19 protein-coding genes and 1 riboswitch are annotated in these 24,086 nt (G+C 58.8%); of the genes, 10 read left to right on the top strand and 9 right to left on the bottom strand.

Going from position 1 to position 24,086, the window contains the following annotated elements; genetic code table 11:
• Positions 1-54: 54 nt before the first annotated feature.
• Positions 55-2,250 carry an immunoglobulin-like domain-containing protein gene (locus ACE1BR_RS20120; protein ID WP_374873412.1) on the bottom strand — a complete coding sequence of 732 codons (2,196 nt, stop codon included), beginning with the start codon at positions 2,248-2,250 and terminating at the stop codon, positions 55-57.
• 47 nt (positions 2,251-2,297) lie between these two features.
• Positions 2,298-2,382, bottom strand: a riboswitch (cyclic di-GMP riboswitch).
• Between the two features lie 459 nt (positions 2,383-2,841).
• Here ACE1BR_RS20120 and prlC point away from each other — a divergent pair.
• Together prlC and ACE1BR_RS20110 are read left to right on the top strand one after the other, a co-directional pair.
• Entirely contained in the window at positions 2,842-4,884 is a 2,043-nt protein-coding gene (gene prlC, locus ACE1BR_RS20115; RefSeq protein WP_374873410.1) for an oligopeptidase A, read from the top strand.
• A 206-nt stretch (positions 4,885-5,090) separates the two neighbouring features.
• Positions 5,091-7,640: a putative bifunctional diguanylate cyclase/phosphodiesterase gene (locus tag ACE1BR_RS20110; RefSeq protein WP_374873408.1), complete on the top strand. Its 2,550-nt coding sequence runs from the start codon at positions 5,091-5,093 to the stop codon at positions 7,638-7,640.
• Between the two features lie 3 nt (positions 7,641-7,643).
• Here ACE1BR_RS20110 and ACE1BR_RS20105 read toward each other — a convergent pair whose 3' ends face one another.
• Complete coding sequence (locus tag ACE1BR_RS20105) at positions 7,644-8,384, bottom strand: substrate-binding periplasmic protein (protein WP_374873406.1); 741 nt, start codon at positions 8,382-8,384, stop codon at positions 7,644-7,646.
• A gap of 76 nt (positions 8,385-8,460) precedes the next feature.
• Between ACE1BR_RS20105 and ACE1BR_RS20100 the strand changes: the two genes are divergently transcribed.
• Positions 8,461-9,207: a class I SAM-dependent methyltransferase gene (locus tag ACE1BR_RS20100; protein ID WP_374873404.1), complete on the top strand. Its 747-nt coding sequence runs from the start codon at positions 8,461-8,463 to the stop codon at positions 9,205-9,207.
• A 70-nt stretch (positions 9,208-9,277) separates the two neighbouring features.
• Here the strand turns inward: ACE1BR_RS20100 and ACE1BR_RS20095 are convergent, their stop codons facing one another.
• Genes ACE1BR_RS20095 through rhlB form a run of 3 tightly spaced genes read right to left on the bottom strand, consistent with a single transcriptional unit; the run spans position 9,278 to position 12,370 of the window.
• The gene (locus ACE1BR_RS20095) at positions 9,278-9,547 is read right to left on the bottom strand and encodes a Rho-binding antiterminator (protein ID WP_374873402.1); all 270 of its coding nucleotides are present in this window, start codon (positions 9,545-9,547) and stop codon (positions 9,278-9,280) included.
• Between the two features lie 30 nt (positions 9,548-9,577).
• Positions 9,578-11,068 (bottom strand): guanosine-5'-triphosphate,3'-diphosphate diphosphatase, encoded by a 1,491-nt coding sequence (gppA, locus tag ACE1BR_RS20090; RefSeq protein ID WP_374873400.1) that lies wholly within the window; start codon positions 11,066-11,068, stop codon positions 9,578-9,580.
• A 12-nt stretch (positions 11,069-11,080) separates the two neighbouring features.
• Positions 11,081-12,370, bottom strand: a complete 1,290-nt coding sequence (gene rhlB / locus ACE1BR_RS20085) for an ATP-dependent RNA helicase RhlB (protein WP_374873398.1) — start codon at positions 12,368-12,370, stop codon at positions 11,081-11,083.
• Between the two features lie 113 nt (positions 12,371-12,483).
• Between rhlB and trxA the strand changes: the two genes are divergently transcribed.
• The 6 genes from trxA to ACE1BR_RS20055 all read left to right on the top strand — a co-directional run bounded on the left by trxA (position 12,484) and on the right by ACE1BR_RS20055 (position 18,974).
• Positions 12,484-12,810 (top strand): thioredoxin TrxA, encoded by a 327-nt coding sequence (gene trxA, locus ACE1BR_RS20080; protein WP_005339416.1) that lies wholly within the window; start codon positions 12,484-12,486, stop codon positions 12,808-12,810.
• A 203-nt stretch (positions 12,811-13,013) separates the two neighbouring features.
• On the top strand, positions 13,014-14,279 hold the full coding sequence (gene rho, locus ACE1BR_RS20075) for a transcription termination factor Rho (RefSeq protein WP_005342418.1): 1,266 nt from the start codon (positions 13,014-13,016) through the stop codon (positions 14,277-14,279).
• Positions 14,280-14,387: 108 nt separating this feature from the next.
• Positions 14,388-15,380, top strand: coding sequence for a hypothetical protein (locus ACE1BR_RS20070; protein ID WP_374873395.1), 993 nt, complete (start codon positions 14,388-14,390; stop codon positions 15,378-15,380).
• A 33-nt stretch (positions 15,381-15,413) separates the two neighbouring features.
• Complete coding sequence (gene ubiD, locus ACE1BR_RS20065) at positions 15,414-16,883, top strand: 4-hydroxy-3-polyprenylbenzoate decarboxylase (RefSeq protein ID WP_374873393.1); 1,470 nt, start codon at positions 15,414-15,416, stop codon at positions 16,881-16,883.
• Between the two features lie 155 nt (positions 16,884-17,038).
• Entirely contained in the window at positions 17,039-17,737 is a 699-nt protein-coding gene (fre, locus tag ACE1BR_RS20060) for an NAD(P)H-flavin reductase (RefSeq protein ID WP_374873391.1), read from the top strand.
• Positions 17,738-17,966: 229 nt separating this feature from the next.
• Positions 17,967-18,974, top strand: a complete 1,008-nt coding sequence (locus ACE1BR_RS20055) for a GGDEF domain-containing protein (protein WP_374873389.1) — start codon at positions 17,967-17,969, stop codon at positions 18,972-18,974.
• A gap of 54 nt (positions 18,975-19,028) precedes the next feature.
• On the opposite strand, the gene ACE1BR_RS20050 is transcribed toward ACE1BR_RS20055, so the two are convergent.
• A complete protein-coding gene (locus ACE1BR_RS20050; protein ID WP_374873387.1) occupies positions 19,029-19,286 on the bottom strand; it encodes an accessory factor UbiK family protein in 258 nt (85 codons plus the stop codon).
• A gap of 298 nt (positions 19,287-19,584) precedes the next feature.
• Here ACE1BR_RS20050 and ACE1BR_RS20045 point away from each other — a divergent pair, with 298 nt between their 5' ends.
• Complete coding sequence (locus ACE1BR_RS20045; protein WP_374873385.1) at positions 19,585-22,029, top strand: VolA/Pla-1 family phospholipase; 2,445 nt, start codon at positions 19,585-19,587, stop codon at positions 22,027-22,029.
• Positions 22,030-22,104: 75 nt separating this feature from the next.
• On the opposite strand, the gene glpG is transcribed toward ACE1BR_RS20045, so the two are convergent.
• The 3 genes from glpG to ACE1BR_RS20030 form a co-directional block, all read right to left on the bottom strand.
• Positions 22,105-22,938, bottom strand: a complete 834-nt coding sequence (gene glpG / locus ACE1BR_RS20040; protein ID WP_374873383.1) for a rhomboid family intramembrane serine protease GlpG — start codon at positions 22,936-22,938, stop codon at positions 22,105-22,107.
• On the bottom strand, positions 22,935-23,258 hold the full coding sequence (gene glpE / locus ACE1BR_RS20035; RefSeq protein WP_042060826.1) for a thiosulfate sulfurtransferase GlpE: 324 nt from the start codon (positions 23,256-23,258) through the stop codon (positions 22,935-22,937). The genes glpG and glpE overlap by 4 nt, the downstream gene beginning before the upstream one ends.
• Before the next feature lie 122 nt (positions 23,259-23,380).
• The gene (locus ACE1BR_RS20030) at positions 23,381-24,082 is read right to left on the bottom strand and encodes an ABC transporter ATP-binding protein (RefSeq protein ID WP_005339433.1); all 702 of its coding nucleotides are present in this window, start codon (positions 24,080-24,082) and stop codon (positions 23,381-23,383) included.
• Between the last annotated feature and the right edge of the window lie 4 nt (positions 24,083-24,086).

Genomic DNA, 24,086 nt, shown 5'->3' with positions numbered 1-24,086 from the left:
AGGGAATAAACGAGAGGGGAGCCGATGGCTCCCCTCTTTTGTTATGAATGTTGATTACAGCTTGGTCCAGGCATCGCTCCAGTTACTGCCTGTTCCCGGTGCATAGTGGCTGCTGGCGCCGCTACACCAGCCACTGTAGGGGAACGGCTTGCACTCGAAGTTACCGCCCGCGTTGCTGACCCGATCACCGGCTTTATATCCAGTGTTGGGGGTGTAGGCTGGGTAATCACCTTCGCCACCGCCGCTGCTCTCTTCGGTCAGGGCAACCGGGAAGCGCTGTACCACCGCCTGCTGGCCATCCGCCAGACCGGTGATCACGACCTCGTAGCTGCCATCAGTCACGTTGCTGCCCTGCAGTACCAGGGTGGCGGAGCCGCTGACCTTAGTGCTGGTGGCGCCGTGGCGGCGGCCATTTTGTTCCAGGGTTGCGGTGATCTGCACCGGGTTGGTGGTGGTCACGTTGAAGCGGATGCTGACCTGGCCGTTGACGATGGTGTAGTCGGAGCTGATGGCACTGACGGTGAAGTCGCTGCTACCGCTCACGGGGGGCTTGTTGCCACCATTGCAGTCGCTGTCACCCTGCACACGCCAGACTCCCCACTCACCTGTGGTCCCCGGCTCTTCATTCTGGGTCCACCAGCCCGCCAGCCAGGTCTTGCCGTTGTGGCTGACGATGTCGCCGCCCACGTAGACCTTCTTGGCATCCCAGCTGTTTTCACAGATTGCACCCTGCTCCTTGACGGTCACGTTGCGCTGTTGGGTCACCAGCTGACCGGCGCTGTCGCTCACCTGATAGGTGAGGCTGTAGCGACCGACCTTGCTGCTGTCGACGTTGCCGCTGATCTTGATCTGGGCGGTCAGGTCGCCATCTTCTTCGTCATGGGCGCTGACACCCGTCATCGGATCAAACGGGGTACCGAGCTCTATGGTGGTGTCCGTTACGCCGGTAAAGACCGGCTTCATGCTGTAGACCTCGACGGTACGCACCTGTTCGGTGACGTTATTGTCGCGATCACTCACTTTGTAAGTCAGGGGGTAGAGGCCGATACGCTGGGTGTCGACGCTCCCTTCCACCTGGATCTGGCTGGTGAGATCGCCATCTTCCCTGTCGTTGGCGGTCACGCCAGCCATAGGATCAAAGACGGTGCCCTGCTTGATGCGGCTATTGCTCAAACCGCTGAAGACTGGCTTGCCGTTTTCCACCGGGGGCGGCGTGATATTTTGATCGTGGATAAAGGGGCCGTAGCTCTTGATGAAGGATTCGTTGTAGGACTGACCGGCCGCGTTGCGACCCATATCCCAGTTGATGGACCAGGTCATCACGCCACGCAGCGGTTGCCCCTGGCTCTTCAGTTTGTTGAAGGCATCGAACAAGTCCTGCGGATTCTTGACGTAGCCGGTGGCGGCCGCATCGATATTGGTCGGAATGCCGAACACCAGCTTGTCGTGGGGGATCTTGTAGTAGCCGCGGCTGCCGTTGATCAGCGAGTCAGCCATGTAGTAGATGAACTCTTCTTTCAGGGCATCGTTGTTCTGGGCGATCCAGCCCACACCATCGATCCAGATACCATCGCCACCCTGGTTGTAGAACTGGGGGTTGATCCAGTCGTAGTAGCCTTCCAGTGCTTTCAGATAGGGGGTGTAGGCGCCGGTCTCTTTCAGATAGGGGAACTCGGGCGCCATGGTGATGAGGAAGTTTTTTCCCTGGGCGCGGTAGTGATCCTTGACCAGCCGCAGGGCGGCCGGGATCACGGTCTGGTTGTTGGCGGCAGTGATAGCAGTCTGTTCAAGGTCGATATCCAGGCCGTCGAAGCCATAGGTCTCCACCAGCCGGATGATCTCGTCGGCGAACGCCTGCTCCTGACCGGTGCGCAGTTCGATATGGGCATCGGCCCCACCCAGTGCCAGCAGCACGGCACGACCCTGGCTGTTCAGGGTAGCGATCTGCTCGATGAACTGGCTTTCGCTCATGCCGGTGGCGGGGTCAAGGATGAAGGTGGGGATCGGGCTACTGCCATAGACCTTCATGAAGGAGACATCGACCACATTGTATTGCGGGTGGATCTGGTTGAGTTTGACGCAGGGGGCGGTGCCCCTCTGGTAGCCTTCGCCGCCGCACCAGTTGTGCCAGTAGCCGACCACCACGCCGGATTGTGGATTGACCATGCTCTGGCCAGCAGTTGCTGCGTGCAGCATGGGGCTGGCAACGCCGATCAGGCAGCCCAGCAGGGAGAGTTTGAATTTGTTCATCATTGCTCCGTACGTTGCAAAAGGAGGCCCACCACAAGATGGGCTTCGGGGGCAGCCCCGCTGTCATAGGAGAGTCCCTTAGACCGGTGGCTTTGCGTGGTGGCCTTTCGAGCCACATTGCCTTTTTCACCCGACTTCTGTGTGGCACAGATCATCAAGTGTTCCCCTAAATTAGCCGCATATGGTAGGAGGGGGAAGATAAATTAATCAATGATACATTCTATATGTCACCTTTTCGCCAAGGTTAACAATGCCCTGCAAAGCAGGGGGTTGATTGCGGAACTGGTGGGGGGCACGCGTGGGTAAAGCCTGGTGGCGACGGGCTTGATAAGGGGGATTGGCCGCTATTTGCGGGGTCGTTCACGTGCATTCTGGTTGTTCGAGGGGGATGGGATCGTCGCCGGTGGTGTGTGTCATTTGCTGTCGTGGGCTAGTGCGAAGAGGCGTGGTGAGTGTGGGTTGTGAGGCGGCTGGCAAAAAGGGGGCGGGAGTGTGATTCTAGCTTGATTATTGCATGGGTTGCCCACATGTTAGAAAGCCATACAGAGCTGCTAAAGCGGTCTGTTCAAGACCAAACAAGAGGTAACCGGGATGAATAACCCTTTGCTGACAATGGATTCTCTGCCCCCTTTCAGCCAGATCAAGCCGGAGCATGTGCAACCTGCCGTGATTCAGGCGATTGCTGACTGCAAGCAGAAGATCAGCGATGTGCTGGCCCAGCGCGAACCCCATACCTGGGATAGCCTGATCGCCCCGCTGGAAGAGGTAAATGACCGTCTGTCACGGATCTGGTCACCGGTCAGCCACCTCAACTCCGTACTCAACAGCGAAGCACTGCGCGAGGCCCATGATGCCTGCCTGCCGCTGCTCTCCGAATTCCAGACCTATGTCGGTCAGCATGAAGGGCTCTATCAGGCCTATCTGGCCCTCTCCCAGAGCGATGACTTCCCGCTGCTGAGCGGCGCCCAGCGCAAGGAGATCCAGAATACCCTGCGCGACTTCCGCCTCTCCGGTATCGGTCTGTCTGCCGAGGCGCAGCAGCGTTACGGCGAGATCCAGGCTCGTCTCTCCGAGCTGGCCTCCCGCTTCAGCAACAACGTGCTGGACGCGACCCAGGGCTGGAGCAAGCTGGTGGCCGATGCAGCCGAGCTAGCCGGTTTGCCGGAGAGTGTACTGGCAGCAGCCCGTCAGATGGCCGAACTCAAAGGCAAAGAGGGGTGGCTATTCACTCTCGATATCCCATCCTATCTGCCGGTGATGATGTACGCGGACAACCGCGAACTGCGCGCCGAGATGTACCAAGCATTTACCACCCGCGCTTCCGACCAGGGGCCGAATGCAGGCAAGTGGGATAACTCTGCCATCATGAGCGAGCTGCTCACCCTGCGCAGCGAACTGGCCCAGTTGCTGGGTTTTGCCAACTATGCCGAGCTCTCCTTGGCGACCAAGATGGCGGACAAGACCGAACAGGTTGTGAGTTTCCTCACCGATCTGGCGGCCAAATCCCTGCCGCAAGGTAAAACCGAGCTGGAGGAGATCCGCACCTTCGCCACCGAGCAGTATGGTCAGAGCGAGCTGGCTGCCTGGGATCTCGCCTATTACGCCGAGAAGCTCAAGCAGCACAAGTTCTCCATCTCCGACGAGCAACTGCGCCCCTACTTCCCCGCCAACAAGGTGGTGAAAGGGTTGTTCGAAGTGGTCAAGCGGGTGTTCGGCATGAAGGTGCGCGAGCGCCTCGGTATCGACACCTGGCATCCTGACGTGCGCTTCTACGACATCTTCGATGCCGACGACGAGCTGCGCGGCAGCTTCTACCTCGATCTCTACGCCCGCGAGCACAAGCAGGGTGGCGCCTGGATGGATGTTTGCCTCGGTCGTCGCTATCGTCAGGATGGCTCGTTGCAAAATCCGGTTGCCTACCTGACCTGCAACTTCAACGGCCCGGTGGATGGCAAGCCTGCGCTGTTCACCCACAACGAAGTGGTCACCCTGTTCCACGAGTTCGGTCACGGCATTCACCATATGCTGACCCGTATCGATGTGGCTGGCGTGGCTGGCATCAACGGCGTGGCCTGGGATGCGGTGGAGCTGCCGAGTCAGTTCCTCGAAAACTGGTGCTGGGAGTCCGAGGCGCTGGCCTTTATCTCCGGCCATTACGAAACCGGCGAGCCGCTGCCTGCCGATCTGCTGGAGAAGATGCTGACTGCCCGCAACTTCCAGGCGGCGATGCAGATGTTGCGTCAGCTGGAGTTTGCCCTGTTCGACTTCCGTCTCCATCAGGAGTTTGATCCAGCCAAACCGGATCAGCTCCCGGCGCTGCTTGACGAGGTGCGCAGTCAGGTGGCCGTAATGACGCCACCGGCGTTCAACCGCTTCCAGCACAGCTTCTCCCACATCTTCGCGGGTGGCTATGCGGCGGGTTACTACAGCTACAAGTGGGCCGAAGTGCTCTCTGCCGATGCGTTCTCCCGTTTCGAGGAGGAGGGGATCTTCAATCCGGCTACCGGCCACGCTTTCCTGAAGAATATTCTGGAGAAGGGTGGCTCAAAAGAGCCGATGGAATTGTTCCGTGCGTTCCGTGGCAGAGAGCCTCAAGTGGATGCATTGCTGCGCCATAGCGGGATTGCTGCCTGATATTCTGCCGCCGTCGCCACGGTGAGCCTCATGCAGGTACACTTTTGCGGCATAGTGGGATCAAAGCGTGATTTTTGCGACAAAAAGGGACCTTTTGGTCCCTTTTTTCAATACTTTTTAATATCTTGCTGATTGCACATTTGCACTGCCAACGCCACTTCAGTAGAGTCGTGTCCTAATCAATCAAGGAGAGAAGCCCCCTTGCCATGAGGCGAGCACTCGATTCCGTTTATCAAATCATCTCCAGTCTGGCTCACTCTAGCGGTCTGGGATATTTCGATACCTTTGTGAGTGAAATCGCCGCGGCTGTGATGGCTGATGTCGCCCTGATCTCCGCCTGGGGACCAAACGCAACCCAATTCCGGGTGCTGGCTGCTTATCCCTCGTCTCTCGAACCCGAATCTTTGCAACTGCCGCTGAGCGGCTCGCCCGATGCCATCACCTGGCACGAGGGAGAAGCCTGGTTCAGCGATCGTCTGCCCCAGCTCTTCCCCCATGTTCCCCTTGCGCAAGAGTGGCAGCCTCAGGCTTATGCCGGTATCGTGCTCAAAAATGCCGATGGCGAGCCCATCGGTATTTGCAGCCTGCTCTATCGTCAGCCTCAGGCCAACTTGAACAAGGTGATGGGGCTGCTCAAGCTGCTGGGGCCGCTGGCCGGGCGCGAGCTTGCGCTCCTGTTGCAGCGCACGCTGCCGTCACTGCCCGCTCCACCCCATATGTTGCAGGGCATGCTCTCCCAGGCACCGGTCGGGATCGGCAAGCTGGACCTTGCTGGCCGGATCCTCTGGGCCAATCAGGCTATCGAGAAGATGCTGGGGTATCCCCTCGACGAATTGCTCGATCGCACCATTGCCGACATCAATCACCCCGAAGATTGGCAGCGCAGCCTGGAGTGCTACGAAGAGATTCGACGTGGCGAGCGCGGCAGTTTCACCCAGGAGAAGCGCTACTTCTGCAAGGGGGGGGAGATGCTGTGGGGACGGGTGACGGTCACACTGATCCGTGATGATCGGCAGCAGCCGGACTATCTGATGGTGCTGCTGGAGAACATCGACACCTTCAAGCGTCACGCCGAGCAGCTCAAGCTCTCCCATCGGGTCTATGACAACCTCTCCGAGGCGATTCTGGTGTGCGATGCCGATAGCCGTATCATGTCGGTCAATCCGGCGTTCGAGCAGATCACTGGCTACAGCGCAGAAGAGGTGCGTGGCCTGCGCCCCAGCATTCTCAAGTCCGGGCTGCACGACCAGACCTTCTATGCCGACATGTACCACGCGCTGGAGCGGGTGGGAGTGTGGCGGGGCGAGGTGTGGAACAAGCGCAAGAACGGCAAGCTCTACCCGCAGCAGGTGATGATCAGTACTCTGCGCGAAACTGGCAAAATTCAGCAATATATCGCCATTTTCAGCGATCTTTCCCGCACCAAGCAGGCTGAGCAGAAGATCGCGACCCAGGCCAACTATGACAATCTCACCAGCCTGCCCAACCGCTGGCTGTTTGGCCGCTGTCTCGCCCGTTTTTGCGAGCGGGGCGAGCGTTTCGCCCTGATGGTGCTCGACCTCAACAACTTCAAGGCGGTTAACAACAGCATGGATCACCACGCCGGTGATGCCCTGCTACGGGAGGTATCGGATCGGCTGGTGAGCCGGGTGCGCACCGAAGATCTGGTGGCTCGCATCGGTGGTGACGAGTTCGCCTTTCTGGTGCCGGGTATCGTCACCCGCCGTCAGGCGGAGGTGTTTGCCAAGCAGGTGATCGGCAGCTTTGCTCGCCCCTTCATGCTGGCCAATCAGCATCTTTATGTGGCGGCGACCATCGGTATGACCCTCTGTCCGGTCGATGGCAGCGAGAGTGACGAGCTGCTGCGCAACGCCGAACAGGCGCTGTTTGCGGCCAAGCGGCAGGGGCGGCTGCTCGGTACTTACTGTGCCTCGATGCGGGAAGAGGTGCGTCAGCGCCACCAGATGCAGCAGGATCTGGCGGAGGCGATCAAGCAGGGGCAGTTGACCATGGCCTACCAGCCGATCTGGGACAACCGCAGTGGGCGGGTGGCCAAGCTGGAGGCGCTGGTACGCTGGTATCACCCCCAGTGGGGACAGGTCTCGCCCGCCGAGTTTATCCCGCTGGCGGAAGAGGCTGGTCTGATTCAGGGGCTGGGGGAGCTGGTGCTGTGGCAGTCATGTCGGGATTTGGCGCGGTTGCAGCAGTCCGGCTTCCCGGAGCTGCAGATGTCGATCAACCGCTCCACCATGGAGTTTCAGACCATCGATCCCGAGGCGAGCGAGTGGCTCAAGGTGATTCGCCATTTTGAGCTCGATCCTGCCGACATCGTGATCGAAATCACCGAATCTTTGCTGATGGAGAGCAGCGATCAACACAGGGTTCGGCTCGACGCTCTGCGTGAGGCGGGCTGCAAGCTGGCCATCGATGATTTCGGCACCGGCTACTCGGCGCTCAACTATCTGCGCACATTCCCGGTCGATCTGGTCAAGATCGACCGATCTTTCGTGCGTCATATTCCCTTCAACGAGCAGGATCGCATGCTGCTCGATGGCATCATCAACATAGTGCACAACCTCGGGATGCAGGTGGTGATCGAAGGGGTGGAGACCCGCGAGCAGCTCAACTTCCTCTGCCAGAAGGGGTGTGCCTTTACTCAGGGTTATCTGCTTAGTCGCCCACTGGCCTACGACGACCTCACCGAATACCTGCAACTCAACGATAAAAACATGTTTGTTCAGGCCCGCTCCAGCTGACCGTTATTGCGTCGCTTTCAGTTTCTCCTGCTTGCTCCGCAGCGTTCGGTAATCTTCCCCGAGATAGCGCAGATAGATGCGATCCAGTGTTCCCTCGTCCTGCATCTGCTGCAGCGCCTTGTTGTAGGCGGGCAACAGCTCAGCCCTCTGCTTGCCAAAACAGAGGTAGAGCGGGGTTGAATCGATAAAGGGGGTGAGGGCGCGGATCTTGACGTCCTGCTCCTTGGAGAGAATGGGGGCCGAGAAGTAGTCCAGTACTATCATGTCGACCCGGTTTTTCTCCAGCATCAGCAGCAGCTGTTTGTCGGAGTGGGCCTTGATGGGTTCCCAGCCGGTGAAGTTCTTGATCTTGTCCGTGTAGTCGTAGCCCCTGACCATTCCCACTTTCAGTCCCTTGGCCATCTCCCACGAGAAGCTTTGCAGCGGGCTGTCGGTGCGAACATAGGCGGCTAGCGGGTAGAAGGCGGTGGCGAGATCCGAGTGGTAGCAGCCGGGCAGGGGGGCATTATCGAGAATGCCGTCCGCCAACCCGGTGCTGACGTACTGTTCGCAGCGTCCCCACGGCAGCTCGAGCAAGGTGAGATTCATGCCAAGGCGGCGTGCCACCTCCTGATGGATCTCGACCGATATCCCCTCTTTCAGGTTGCCCTGTTCGGCGTAGGAGAATGGAGGCCAGTCCACACCGCAGACCTTCAAATTTGTGCTGCTTTGGGCTGCGAGCAGCAGGGCGATGAACAGGTGCATGGGGTTTCCTCCCTACAGCGAGGTGAAAGGGCTGTGGTACACTCGGTTCACTGAACTTAGAACGCATCCAGAGACCATGCAAATCCTCCTCGAAGACCCCGCCAAGGCCGCGCAGGCACAAGCGCTGAGCAGCCAGCTTGACCAGATCGATCTTCCCCAGTTTGCCCTGGTATATACCCCGGAACGGTTGGAGCTGCGCAAGCTGGATGAGCCCAAGCTGGGTGCCGTCTATGTGGACTTCGTGGAAGGGGCGGTGGCCCATAGACGCAAGTTTGGCGGTGGTCGTGGTCAGTCCATCGCCAAGGCTGTGGGGCTCAAGGCTGGTGCCACTCCGACCGTGGTGGATGCCACCGCCGGGCTGGGACGCGATGCCTTCGTGCTAGCCTCCCTCGGTTGCAAGGTGACCTTGATCGAGCGCAGCCCGGTGGTGGCTGCCCTGTTGCAGGACGGACTGGCGCGGGCGGCGCAAGATCCCGAGATCGGCTCCTGGGTCAGCGAGCGGATGCAGCTGTTGCAGGGCCCGGCGGTGGACAATTTGCTGGCGTTGCCGGAGCGGCCCGAGGTGATCTACCTCGACCCAATGTTCCCGCACAAGCAGAAGTCGGCGCTGGTGAAAAAAGAGATGCGGGTGTTCCAGTCGCTGGTGGGGCCGGATCTCGATGCCGATGCTTTGCTACCAGCTGCGCTCCAGATGGCAGAGAAGCGGGTGGTGGTGAAGCGGCCGGACTACGCTGGCTGGCTCAATGAGCAGAAGCCGAGCATGGCCATCGAGACCAAGAGCAACCGCTTCGATGTCTACGTGATGGCGGCGCTGGCGGGTTAAGTTGCGCCCGGCATATCTTCCGAGCGACAAAAGAAGAGGGCCAACCTGCTCAGGTTGGCCCTCTTGCTATTTATTGGTTGTCAGACTGGGCTGGTGGGGCGAAGCGGATCAGTCTCTCTTCCCCTTGCCAGTTCAGGCGCAGGGTTGCCAACTCTGCCAGACTGAGCCGCTCGCCACGGTGTAACAGCAGATACTCGACCCCCGCGCTGGCCTCGATAGTACGGATCTTGTCATGCCACTGGCGGCCATCGCGGCTGGCCAGGGAGACCGGTAATTGCCAGCTGGCGGCAATTTCGAGCCAGTCGTAGAGATCGCAGCTGATGGGTTGGTAATCCGGCATGATCGGCTCCAAAACAGGCAGGTTGCTGAGTCAGGCTTCCTGCACGCGGGTCGGCCAGCCCATCTTCTGCTGGCGTTCCATTTCGAGCCGCAGCTCGCTGGCACGCAGGTAGTGCTCCTCCATCCATCCTTTGGGCAGGGTCAGGGTCAGTGACTCCTCTTCTACTTGCAGGGTGAAGTGGGGTACGGTGCCCTGGGTGCGGCGCATGCAGAGGATCAGCGCGATGCGCAGGATACGGGCCAACCGGATCGCCTGACGTCCGGTAACGGCTCCCTGCTTTTCCAGCGGTTCCAGCTTGAATTCGTCCCGCTGGTTGAACAGCAGGGCCGACAACAGCTTCTTTTGTGCAGGGGTAAAGCCCGGCATGTCGATGTTGTCGATGATGTAGGCGGCGTGTTGCGGCGCCTTCTTGTACTCGATACAGAGGCCGATCTCGTGCAGCAGTGCTGCATAACGCAAGATTGGGCGACCGTAGCGTTTGGAGAGTCGCCAGGCTGGTTGCAACTGGGTGAACGCCTCGACGGCAGTATCACGCACCCGTTCGGCGTGCTCTTTATCCAGTTGATAGCGACTGATCAGGCTGTCGGCGGTGCGATCGCGGGCATCACAGTCGTGATTGTTGCCGAGCAGACCGTAGATCAAGCCTTCGCGCAGTGCACCGCCCGCCAGCGTCATGCTCTCGATATTCAGGGTTTCGAAGATGGCGATCAGGATGGCAAGGCCTGAGGGGAACACGGTCAGCCGCTCGGCTGCCAGCCCTTCCAGCTGAAGTTGATCAAGCTTGCCGCAGGCGATGGCCTGCCCCATCAGCTCCTGCAGTTTCGGCAGGGTGACCCGCTCGCTCTTCCCTTGCGCCAGCATGATCTCCTGCAGCGCCTGCACAGTGCCGGAGGCGCCGACGCAGGTACGCCAGCCGAGGGTGCGGTAATCTTCAGCCACTTTCTCCAGCACCGCCTTGGCAGCGGCAATCGCCTGCTCGAAGCGCGCCTCGGAGAGCTCGCCATCACCGAAGTGATTGTTGAGCCAGGTGACGCAGCCCATGTGCAGACTGTTGAGCAGTTTCGCTTCGCTATGTTCGCCGATCACCAGTTCGGTACTGGCGCCGCCGATGTCGATCACCAGCCGGTTGCCTTCGCCAGCAGAGGTCCAGGAGACACCTTCATAGATGGTCTTGGCTTCTTCCTCACCGGAGATGATATCGATGCTGTGGTTGAGCACCCGTTCCGCTTCGCTGAGGAACTCATCGACGTTGGTGGCAAGACGCAGGGTGGCGGTGCCCACGACCCGGATGTTGTCAGCCGGAATGTCCTGCAACTGCTCGGAAAAGAGGCGCAGGCAGTCCCAGCCCCGCTCCATGGCGGCACGGCTGAGACGAAATTCCGGATCGAGGCCAGCGGCGAGGCGAACCTTGCGTTTGACCTTGGCAACGGTGCGCAGGGCACCGGCGACCTCGCGCACCACCAGCATGTGAAAGCTGTTGGAGCCGAGGTCGATGGCGGCATAGAGAGGCGAGTTGTGCAACTTGGCCTGTCCTTAGCTCTTGCGCGGCGGACGACGGCGGTTGTTGCTGTTGCCACCGCCCTGGCGATCCCGCATGTTGCGGTTCACTGGCTGACGGTTGCGGAACACCCGTTTCGGGGCAGTCACATCATCCAGCAGCGCTTCGCGGTCATATTTGCTGACCGGGATCGGGTGGTGGATGTACTCCTCAATGGCTGGCAGGTTGAAGGCATAGTCTTCACAGGCCAGGCTGATGGAGTGACCGCTCTTGCCGGCACGACCGGTACGACCGATGCGGTGTACATAGTCTTCGGCGTCGTCGGGCAGGTCATAGTTGAAGACGTGGGTCACGTCGGGGATGTGCAGACCACGGGCAGCCACGTCGGTGGCGACCAGAATATCGAGCGCACCCTTGGTGAAATCCTCGAGGATCTTCATCCGTTTCTTCTGCGGCACGTCACCGGTCAGCAGACCAACGCGGTGGCCGTCATTCTCCAGCCAGGCATGCACGTCTTCACAGACATGCTTGGTGTTGGCGAAGACGATCGCTTTTTCCGGCCACTCCTCTTCCATCAGGGAGAGCAGCAGCAACATTTTGTCTTCGTTGGAGGGGTAGAACAGCTCCTCCTTGATCCGTACACCGGTCATCTGCTCCGGCTCGACTTGCACATGTTCCGGGTGGTTCATGTGTTCGTAGGCCAGCTCCTGCACCCGCAGGGAGAGGGTGGCGGAGAACAGCATGCTCAGACGCTCGGTCGGGGCAGGCATGCGGCGGAACAGGAAGCGGATGTCCTTGATAAAGCCCAGATCGAACATGCGATCCGCTTCATCCAGTACCACGACCTGAATGTTGCTCAGATCGATCACCTTGGACTTGAAGTAGTCGATGATGCGACCCGTGGTGCCGATCAGGATGTCGACGCCCTGTTCCAGCACGGCCAGCTGCTTGTCATAGCCTTCGCCACCGTAGGCGAGGCCAAGCTTCAGACCGGTGGATGCAGCGATGCTGTCGGCATCGTTGTAGATCTGTACTGCCAGTTCCCGGGTGGGCGCCATGATGATGGCTCTGGGTTGATTAACCAGACGGGGATTGGTCAGTGGATGGGTCAGCAAATAGTTGAAGGTGGCGGCCAGGAAGGCAATGGTCTTGCCGGTGCCTGTCTGAGCCTGACCGGCGAGGTCATGGCCTTCTACCAGCAGTGGCAGAGACAGTGCCTGGATGGGGGTGCAATAGTGAAATCCCTTTGATTCCAGACCAGCCAGAACTTCGGGTTCGAGGCCCATTTGGGCGAATTTGTCGGTCGTTAAGTGTGTTTTGCTCATGGCGGTAGGTTATCAGGTTAGGCTTGCAATAATAAACAGGATCATTTCAAATAGGGCAACTATTGCCTTTATTGACGTATCAATAAAGCCTTATTTACTGACTGGAGTTGGAGATGAGTGACAAGATTGTTCAGCTGAGCGATGCCAGCTTCGAGGCAGATGTAATCAAAGCTGATGGCGCCGTTCTGGTCGACTTCTGGGCCGAATGGTGTGGTCCGTGCAAGATGATTGCCCCGATCCTGGAAGAAGTTGCCCAAGAGTACGAAGGTCGTGTGACCGTAGCCAAACTGAACATCGACCATAACTCTGATACTCCGCCCAAGTACGGCATTCGTGGTATCCCGACCCTCTTGCTGTTCAAGAATGGCGAAGTGGCAGCGACCAAGGTCGGTGCACTGTCCAAGACTCAGCTGAAAGAGTTTCTGGACGGCAACCTGTAATAATTAAAAGAGGAGCGCATTGCAATAATGCGCTCCTTGTGTTTTATCACCTAGACGCTCATCCCGATTGGTGCTAGTTTATCGCTCGTTTGCTAACCTTTTGCCTGACTCTTTGCTAACATAGCCTGGCAATCAAATCCGATCAGCATCAATCCAGCAGACTGTCTCCTCATTTCAATCCTTGCTTACAGACTTTCACCACTATGAATCTGACTGAACTAAAGAACACTCCTGTGTCCGAGCTGGTCAAGCTTGGCGAATCCATGGGGTTGGAAAATCTGGCTCGGGCGCACAAGAAAGATATTATTTTTGCAATCCTCAAGGCGCACGCCAAGGGTGGCGAAGATATCTTTGGCGACGGTGTGCTGGAAATCCTGACCGATGGTTTTGGCTTCCTGCGTAGTGCAGACGGCTCCTATCTGGCAGGCCCGGACGATATCTACGTCTCCCCGAGCCAGATCCGCCGCTTCAACCTGCGTACCGGCGATACCATTTCCGGCAAGATCCGGCCACCGAAAGAGGGCGAACGTTACTTCGCGCTGCTCAAGGTCAACGAGGTCAACTACGACCGTCCGGAAAACTCCCGCAACAAGATCCTGTTTGAAAACCTTACCCCCCTGCATGCCAACGAGCGCCTGCGTATGGAACGGGGTAACGGTTCTACCGAAGATATCACCGCCCGTGTGCTGGATCTGGCTTCGCCGATCGGTAAAGGCCAGCGTGGTCTGATCGTTGCGCCGCCCAAGGCCGGTAAGACCATGCTGCTGCAGAACATCGCCCAGAGCATCGCCTACAACCACCCGGACTGTGAACTGATCGTTCTGCTGATCGACGAGCGTCCGGAAGAGGTGACCGAGATGCAGCGCATGGTGAAGGGTGAAGTGATCGCTTCTACCTTCGACGAGCCTGCGTCCCGTCACGTTCAGGTTGCCGAGATGGTGATCGAGAAGGCCAAGCGCCTGGTCGAGCACAAGAAAGACGTGGTGATCCTGCTGGACTCCATCACTCGTCTGGCCCGTGCTTACAACACCGTCATCCCGTCATCCGGCAAGGTACTGACCGGTGGTGTGGATGCCAACGCCCTGCACCGTCCCAAGCGCTTCTTCGGCGCTGCGCGTAATGTTGAGGAGGGCGGCAGCCTGACCATCATCGCTACCGCGCTGATCGATACCGGCTCCAAGATGGATGAAGTCATCTACGAAGAGTTCAAGGGTACCGGCAACATGGAACTGCACCTCTCGCGCAAAATCGCCGAGAAGCGTGTCTACCCGGCCATCGACATCACCCGCTCTGGCACCCGTAAGGAAGAGCTGCTGACCACCGGTGACGAGCTGCAGAAGATGTGGATCCTGCGCAAGATTGTGCACCCGATGGGCGAAATCGACGGCATCGAGTTCCTGATCGACAAGTTGGCGATGACCAAGACCAACGACGAGTTCTTCGACGCCATGCGGCGTCAGCAGAAGTAAACCCGGTCACAAAATAACGAAACCGCGGCCCTGGTCGCGGTTTTTGTTTATCTGTTTTCTGTGCGCTTGGTTACTATGAATCCTCGATGTCACAAGGATAGAGACGTCATGAAACCCGTTTTATGGCTCCTGCTGGGATTATTGTTGGTAGCTCCAGGCTACGCGCGGGCCGCTCCGACTGCGGTGACTGCCGAGATCTTGCAGACGCATCAGGCCTATCTGGCGAGCCGTCTGCAGCAGGGGCAGTTTGCTGCCATCGACACCTTGCTGGCGACCCTGAGCCGTGCGCAGCGGGAGTTTCTGCTATTGCAACTGCTACGGGACATACCTGCCTCTGAGCTTGCCTCCCCGGACTTGCATGCCTGGGTGGAGGCTCAGGCTGGCAAGGTGCCCCAGTGGCTGGTCGAACAGCAGGTGGATGGGTTCCTGGTACAGCAGCCTGCCTACGATTTCAGTGCCCAGGCCCGTCTGCTGCTTTGCCAGTGGCAGCAGCAGCGCTGGCAGCTCAGCTATCAGCAGCAGTTGAGTGCGGGCAACTTCCGCTTCAAAAGCATCTATTACCGCGGCAATGCCAATATTGCCCGCCAGCAGCAAGCCTTGTTGCTGGCTTTCGAGCAATTGCCACTACCTGTCTGGCGTCGTGAGGCGCGTCAGTTGGCTGCGCAGAATATCTACTTGCCTGACAACGGCCTGCTGCTGCACTTGCTGCAGCGTACCGGTGAGCCCACTCTCTATGCCCGATTGTGGCGTCAGCCGGTCGATCAGGACACGCTGGCTGCGCTCCCCTCCATCAGCCGGTTTCATCATGGGGTTGTGGCCAGCGATTTGCTGATCGCAGCCAGTAAGAAGCCGCGCCTCAGAGAGGCTGCGCTACGTCAGTTGAGTCAACTATCTCCCTTGCCACAACAGGCTCAGCACTATCTGCTGGCCGAGCTCGCCAATCGCCAGTATGGCGCGCTGGTGGCTGGTCTGTTGATGGAGGTGGATGAGCCCAGGCTGCTCTCCTCATTGGCCAAACGTCTCGGCCAGCGTGACACGCCCCCCATTGCGCCGAGTCTGTTGCCCGATTCGGGTACACCCGATGTGCCGCCAGGGTTATAATGCCTGACCTCCTGAACCCGGTTGGGAACTTGCATGAAGTACAAGGACTTGCGTGATTTCGTTGCGCAGCTGGAACAAAACGGACAACTCAAGCGCATTACCCGCGAGATAGATCCCTATCTGGAGATGACCGAAATCAGCGACCGCACCCTGCGTGCTGGTGGCCCGGCTCTGCTGTTTGAAAATCCCAAAGGCTACACCATGCCGGTGCTGACCAACCTGTTTGGCACGCCGGATCGGGTTGCCATGGGGATGGGTCAGCCCGACGTGAGCGCTTTGCGTCAGGTCGGGGTATGGCTCTCCTATCTGAAAGAGCCGGAACCGCCCCGCGGCTTCAAGGAGCTGATGGAAAAGCTGCCGATCTTCAAGCAGGTGCTCAATATGCCGACCAAGCGCCTCTCTTCCGCCCCCTGCCAGCAGGTGGTGCAGGAGGGGGATGCGGTCGATCTCGACCAGATCCCGATCCAGCACTGCTGGCCCGGCGACGTGGCGCCGCTGGTTACCTGGGGCCTTACCATTACTCGTGGCCCCTACAAGAAGCGGCAGAATCTAGGTATTTATCGGCAGCAGAAGATTGGCAAGAACAAGCTGATCATGCGCTGGCTGGATCACCGTGGCGGTGCCATTGATTTTCGCGAGTGGCAGGAGGCCCATCCGGGCGAACGGTTCCCGGTGGTGGTGGCGCTTGGTGCCGATCCGGCGACTATTCTCGGCGCAGTGACGCCGGTGCCGGATACCCTTTCCGAATACGCCTTTGCCGGTCTGCTGCGCGGCAGTCGTACCGAGGTGGTAAAAGCCATCAGCTGTGATCTGGAGGTGCCCGCCAGTGCCGAGATCGTGCTGGAAGGCTATCTGGAGCCGGGTGAGCTGGCGCCGGAAGGGCCCTATGGCGACCACACCGGCTACTACAACGAGGTGGACGAGTTTCCGGTCTTTACCATCACCCACATCACCAAGCGGCGCGATGCCATCTATCACAGCACCTACACCGGCCGTCCGCCCGATGAACCGGCGGTGTTGGGGTTGGCGCTAAACGAGGTGTTCGTACCGCTGTTGCAGAAGCAGTTCCCCGAGATCGTCGACTTCTATCTGCCGCCGGAGGGGTGCTCCTACCGGATGGCGGTGGTCACCATCAAGAAGCGTTACCCGGGTCACGCCAAGCGCGTGATGCTGGGGGTGTGGTCCTTCCTGCGCCAGTTCATGTACACCAAGTTCGTGGTTGTGTGCGATGACGACGTCAACGCTCGTGACTGGAAGGATGTGATCTGGGCCATTACTACCCGGATGGACCCGGCTCGTGACACCACCTTGATTGAGCATACCCCGATCGACTATCTGGACTTCGCTTCGCCCATCTCCGGCCTTGGCTCCAAGATGGGGCTGGATGCCACCAACAAGTGGCCAGGGGAGACCAATCGCGAGTGGGGTCAGCCCATCGTGCAGGACGAGGCGGTGAAGCAGAAGATCGATGCCATCTGGGATGAGCTGAAGATCCTCGACTGAGGTAAACATGGCTGCTTTGTTGCATTTGCTGCAAAAAGTGATGCGATCCGCAGTTATTTGAGTATTCTCGACTGACGGGGCCAGGGCTGCTGGTCGTCACTCCATAGTGAAACAATGAGCGAAGCGGGCCGAGCGAGCCTGCCACAAGGACAAGAATGCAACGTATCAAGTGCCGCGTAGAGGAACTGCGCGAATATGTCGACACCATCTGGCATGTGGCCCTGACGCCGCAGCAAGAGATTAATTTCAAGCCGGGCCAGTATCTGCTGGTGGTGATGAGCGATTCGGACAAGCGCCCCTTCTCCATCGCCAACTCGCCGACTCGCCCGGGCGTGCTGGAGCTGCAGATTGGTGCCACCCCCGAAAATGCCTACGCCGGTCAGGTACTGGCCCGCATGCGCGAGCAGGGCGAGATCGAGGTCGAACTGCCCGCCGGCAAGGCGTTCCTGCGCAATGAGTCGCCGCGTCCGCTGATCCTGATGGCGGGGGGCACCGGTTTCTCCTATGTCAAATCGATACTGGAGTCCCTGATCGACAGCGGTAGCAAGCGCCCGGTGTTCTTCTACTGGGGTGTGCGTCAGGCGCACTGGCTCTACGAGCTGGAGCTGATGCAGCAGTGGGAGAGTGACTACGCGCCGCTCACTTTTATCCCGGTGGTGCAGGAGCCGGAAAGCGACTGGAGCGGCCGTACCGGTCTGGTGCACAAGGCGATCATGGATGATTTCGTCAGCCTCCATGAGTACGACATCTATGTCGCCGGTCGCTTCGAGATGGCGGGGGCGGCCCGCGAGGAGTTCAAGATCCTCGGTGCCGAGCCTGAGCGCATCTTCGGTGATGCCTACGAATTTATCTGACGATCTCCTCGTTCAATGCTGCAGCCCCCGGTTTTACCGGGGGTTTTGCTTTTTGGGGCTACCACGTTGGGGACGGCGACCCATGATGCGACGGTTGTCTCGTTATCCCATGATTTTTCGATATTTGGGCTATGAATGGCTACTAATCGGGTGTGGCTGATGGCATCTTGGTGAGTGATGGTCAGCAAGCTGGATAAGGATATCCGCAGTGATAACGCAAGGAGAGGCGGTGTTGAGCGCAGAGGGCAGGGCTCCAGCAGAGGATGACCGGGAGGTTGCGGGATCTGCGAGGCGCATCGCGACCCAGACCCAACATGATGGTGAGCTTGCCCGTTTGCAGCAAGAACTCGCCGCGTTGAAGCATGAAAACAGCCTGTTGCACGAGAAGCTCAATGCCGCCCTCGATGGTACCGGTATCTGCCTTTGGCAGGGCTCCATCCCCACCGGTGAGCTGCGCGTATTCAATCTGCAAAACTTCCAGGTTGGGGATATGGCCCCCCATTTCGAGCAGTGGAGCGCCAAGCTCCATCCCGACGATCGCGCCCATGCCATAGGCAGCTATTTCGCCCATCTTGAGGGGAAAACCCCCTTCTACGAGGTGGAATACCGCACCATCAGCCCGGCAGGGGAGATCACCTGGTTGTGGGACAGAGGGCGGGTTGTCGATAGGGATGCTGATGGCAAGCCGCTGCGGATCATGGGTTCCCATATCGATATCACCCAGCGCAAGGCTTACGAACAACGGCTGGCAGAGCGCGCCAATAGTGATGCACTCACCGGGCTGCTCAATCGGCAAGGTTTTGGCAAGGCCTTCACACGGCAGAGTTCACAAGGTGCAGGCGCGCTGCTTTTTATCGATCTGGATGATTTCAAAGGGATCAATGACCAACTGGGTCATGCCTGTGGTGATTTGGTATTGCAGCAGATGGCCGCATGGCTGCGTCTCATTATGCCGGGCTCGGCGCTATGTGGCCGTTACGGTGGCGACGAATTTGTTGTGTACCTGCATCGGGATGTCTCGAGCCATGGGCTGGCACAGCTGGCCGATGCCCTGATTGGCAGGATGCGTGGTTATGTACCAAAACCCGGTTGCCCGCAACGGGTTGGATTGAGTATCGGCATCGCCTTGTGGGAAGAGGAGCCATTAACATTTCTGCAGGCTCTGGAGATCGCTGACAGGGCCATGTATGAAGCCAAGGCGCGTGGCAAGCAGGCTTGGTATTTGCTGCGGGTATAAGCGCGTTGGCTGAACCAACACAGAGCAAAAACCCCAGCCTGGCTGGGGTTTTTGTTATTCGCCTTTGGCGCCTAGCTGCTCTTCGAGTTGAGCCAGCTTGCTTTCGAGGGCGGCCAGTTTTTCCCGGGTACGCAGCAGTACCTTGGTCTGCACGTCGAACTCTTCACGGCTGACCAGATCCAGTTTGTTCAGTTGGGCCTGCAGTACCTGACGCATCTTCTTTTCGGCCTCTTCACCCATGCTGCGAATGCCGGGTGGCAGAGAGTTATGTACCTGCTTGGCGATCTCTTCCAGTTTTTTCGGGTCGATCATGACGTCCTCCTTAAGCGTTGGTGGACATTCTACCGACAATTCCATCACTTTGCCGAGATCGCGGCGGCTTTTTAGTCGTGACGATGCCCGCAGGCTGGTCGGGTTTGGTTAATCCTCTGCTGTTGTTAACCTTGCGCCCCCTTTGTTGACGTAAAACCTTGATTCTCTCCACAAACCCAAACATGAAATGGCCAATATGAGTCCTTTTTGTTGTTGGTTTTATGTTAACTTTGTTCGTTCGAAGTGGGTAATGCTTCGTTGGCTTGTGATGGACAATAACTTATAAAGAGAACAATAAATGAAGAAGAAGCTAATTTATGCCGCTGTGATCAGCGTCCTGCTGACCGGATGTGTGGAAGATGACAACAAGGGAGATAGTGCCAGCTCCCTTGACTATGCCCTGAGTGGTGCCAGCGGTATGCGTCCGAGTGTACTGGCTCCCCGTGCCAGCGATGGCACCCTCAAGTTTGCGACCGAGACCAAGGATCTCTCCAACCCTGTGTCTGCCCTCTCTACGCTGGATGGGTGGTCCACCACCCAAGCTATCCAGCTGGTGCCATCTGTCGTGACGGGGGTGACCGTTCCGGCACCGGCGGCAGCTGACTATGCCTCTGCCATTGCACCGCTGTATCTGCTTGAGCTGGAGCTTGATCCGATAACTCAGCGCCCTGTCGGGGTGAAGAACAACAAGCCTCTGACCTATGGTGTCGACTTTGTGGTGAGTGACGGTGGTGGCAAACTCAATCTGGTGCCGCTCAAGCCACTTAATCCCTCCTCTTACTACATGATCGTAGCGACAGATGCCCTCAAGGACAGTCGCGGCACGCCGCTCAAAGCGGGGGGCGATTACAGCAACTTCAAGTCCAGCGCCGGGACGACCGCTCAGGAGCAGACCATCAATGGTCTGATAAACCTGCAAGAGGGGTTGTTCAAATCCGCCACCGGCATTACCAGTGACCGGGTGATCTTCTCTGACTGGTTTGCTACCCAGTCCGGTGCCGATGTGCTGTTGGCGGTGAAGGCTGCGGCCGCTGCCGTATTGAAAAGTCCGAGTCTGGACGCCGCCTCGTTGTGGAAGCAGGACGCCACAGGTAACACCAGCCTGCCGGGAACTTACACCATTGGTGGGCTGAATAGTGGTGTGGAATTTCTTGATCAGCTGGATGCCGAAACGTTTCTGCCGAAGGCGCAGAAAGATTCATTGAGTGCCGCCTTTGGTTCTGGCACGCCACTTAATGGGGTTGCCCAGCTGACCAAGGTTTATACCGGTACCGTCAAACTCCCTTACTTCCTCTCAACCCCGGCGATAGCCGGTTCTTGGAACAAGGCCAAGGCCCAATCCTGGCACGGCGTCATTCCCAGCCTCTATGCCATCGCCAACGCGCTGAAAGCGGGCGATACCGAGGTTATCGGTGGACTGGTCGGGGCGGGGGTTGATCCTGCCAAGCTGGGCGAGTTGATCGCCGATCCCTCTCGTCATAACGAACTGCTGGAGGAGGCAAGCAAGCTGATCGGGGTCACCCTGACCTCCGGTGGCCAGCCGCTCGATAGCGAGCACAATATCGGCCGCTTTAACCCGCTGCCAGCACTGACCGAAGTGCAATCTGTGCCGCTGCGGATTTTTGCTGCCGCTCCGCTTAGTGCCATCACCGATGTGATCATCTATCAACACGGGGTTACCTCCATCAAGGAGAACGCCTATGCGCTGGCCTTGGGCCAGATTGCTGCGGGTTTGCAGGTTACTCCAACGGCCAAGCAGGTTGCTGTGGTGGTGATCGATCATCCGCTGCATGGTGAGCGTGGCTTTGCTCTGAGTGGAACCATGGACACCGTGACTACCTCGGACAATCCGACCCCCTATCTGAATCTGGGCTACCTGACCGTGGCGCGGGACAACCTGAAACAGAGCGTGGCGGATCTGCTGGGCTTGCGTCTGGCGGTAGGTTTGGCCAACAGCAAGGGCGAGATAGGCAGTGCTGGTAGCCTCAGGGTGCACTTCCTTGGCCACTCTCTCGGCGCAATTACCGGGGCGAACTTGCTGGCGGTCGCCAACCAGAAAATGGGTAACGCCGCTGATACTATGTTCGAGTTTTCAACCGGTGGTCTGGCGATGCCGGGTGGCGGCATTGCACCGCTGCTGCTCAATTCGCCGAGTTTCGGCCCGACCATCAAGATGGGGGTGCTCACCTCGGGTAGTCCGGAGCTGAAAGCAGGCTTTACCGCCTATGCTCCCAACTGCAAAACCGCAGTGCCGACCTGCTTTATCAACGAGTTCCTGCCGAGCCTGGATGCGGCCACTCAGGCCGGCGCGGTGAGCACGCTGCAGAGCTATACCTTTGCCGCCCAGACAGTGCTCGACTCTGCCGACCCGATCAACTTGGGTCGCGGCATCACGGCAGATTTCCCGCTATTTGCTACCGAGATCGTGGGGAATGGGGCGCTCAACTTGCCAGATCAGGTGATCCCGAACAGCATTGCCTCGGCTCCGCTAGGTGGCACAGAGCCGCTGTTTCAGGTGCTTGGATTAAATCCGTTGACCGATACTTACCTTGGCCCGGTACATCATGCGGCGCGTTTTGTGGATGGTGGTCACAGCTCGCTGCTGGGCCCAGATGGTAATAGCAGTAACAGCGAGGTGACTGCCGAGATACAGAGGCAGTTTGGTAGCTTCTTTATGAGCGGCGATAACGGCGGTATTGCGGTACAAGTGACCGCTACTGGTAAAGACTTGCTCAAGCAATAAATTAGCCTTGCAGCTGTAACAACAACGCCGCCCTTTTCGGGGCGGCGTTGTTATTTCTGCGGTAGCTGCAAAAGATCAGGTGGGCTGGTGGTTTCTATCCAGCCAGCCTTGTAGCAGGCCAACCAGCAGACCAGTCAGGTGGGCGATATTGGCGGTGCTGGTGCCGAGCATGTCGAAGAAGCCGAGCACCATCCAGAACAGCATAAAGCCCATCAGCGCCGGTGGCAGGGTCAGGCCGCAGGACGGTTGCAGCTTGGCTCGCAGCCAGCAGTAGCCGAGCAGGGCATAGACCACGCCGGAGAGGCCGCCAAACAGCGGGCCGCTGGCGAAGAACTCAGCAATATTGGGCAGGGCGGCGCCCACCAGCAGCAGGATCAGCAGCTTGCCGCTGCCAAGGCGCTGCTCGATCTGGCCCCCCAGATACCACCACCACAGCAAGTTGAACACCAGATGGAGCACCGAGAAGTGGATCAGGGCGGGGGTGAAATAGCGCCATGCCTGCCAGTCGGTGAACTGGGCCAGGGTCGGGTGGAAAGCCAGCTCATCGTAGATCGGCAGGCCGATGGCATCGATGCCGTAGATGGCGAGACAGGCGATGATCACCACCAGGGTCAGCGGCCCCGCTTGATGGAGGAAATCGGTGATGGGGTCTGTCATCCCCTTGCTGTAGTCGATGCGGGCATCGGCTCGGCCGGATTGCCAGGAGGCTTCCATGTAGCGCGGGTGATTCGGCTCGGTGAGAAAGCGCTTCACCTCCAGCTGGGCCTGAGCAAGGCGCTGCTCGTCAGCCAGCCAGATGGTGACTCCCAGCTCGGACTGAGTCAGCTCGCAGGAGATGCCCAGCGTCGCGAGATAGTCCACCAGCGCCTGCGCCATGCGGGCGTTATCGAGCACCAGCAGCTGGATCATGCCTCGCCTGCCTCGATGGGAAACTCCCGACGCCACGCCTCGAAGCCACCATCCATGCTGTAGACCTCGTCATAACCCTGTTGCAGCAGGTATTGGGCGGCACCCTGACTGCTGTTGCCGTGATAGCACATCACGATGACCGGGGTATCGAAATCCACTTCATTCATAAAGCGCACCAGCGTGCCGTTGGTGAGGTGGAAGGCACCGACCGCGTGGGCCGCTTCAAATGATTGCGGGTCGCGAATATCCACCAGACGGGCTTCACCCGCGCTCAGTTTCTGGTGGGCATCATGGGCATTGATATGGGCAAACTGGTCCATTGAGATGTCCTGCGAATAGGTTGATTACGGGCCAGTGTACCGCAAGCTTGGGCGCAAACTAACCCCACAAAAGATAAGGGAGCCCGCGGCTCCCTTGTCGATATGGCATATGGGTCAGTGGGTTAACCGCCCAGATAAGCCTGCCGCACCGCCGGGTTGGCGAGCAGGGCGGCGCCCGTGTCTTGCAGCACCACGTGGCCGTTTTCCAGCACATAACCGCGGTCGGCCAGCTTGAGCGCCTGATTGGCGTTCTGCTCCACCAGAAAGATGGTCATCCCCTTCTGGCGTAGCTGCTCTATGGTGTCGAAGATCTGCTGAATGACGATGGGGGCCAGCCCCAGCGAGGGTTCATCCAGCAGCAGCAGGCGCGGTTTGCTCATCAGGGCGCGGCCGATGGCCAGCATCTGTTGCTCGCCGCCGGACATGGTGCCCGCCCGTTGTTCCAGCCGCTCGTGCAGGCGCGGGAACAGGGTGAACACCTGATCCAGCAGGCCGTGCTGCTCGGCTTTGTCGACGAAGAAGGCGCCCATCAGCAGGTTCTCCTCCACCGTCAGGCGGGCGAAGATACGGCGCCCCTCCGGCACCACGGCGATATCCTTGCGCATGATGCGGGCGGTGGTGAGGGAGCTGATCTGTTCCCCCTCAAACCAGATTGAGCCGCTGCTGGGCTTGGGTTCACCGCAGAGGGTCATCAGCAGGGTGGTCTTGCCCGCGCCGTTGGCGCCGATCAGGGTGACGATTTCCCCCTCTTTCACCTCGACGCTGACATCGTGCAGTGCCTGAATTTTGCCGTAGTGGGTCGATACGTTGCGAAGTTCTAACATCTTT

Origin of the sequence: Aeromonas sp. MdU4 (assembly GCF_041929505.1) — a bacterium.
In the GTDB taxonomy this organism is placed as follows: Bacteria; Pseudomonadota; Gammaproteobacteria; order Enterobacterales; family Aeromonadaceae; genus Aeromonas.
Note: the sequence above shows the minus strand (reverse complement) of the source record. Positions and strands in the feature narration are given on the sequence as shown.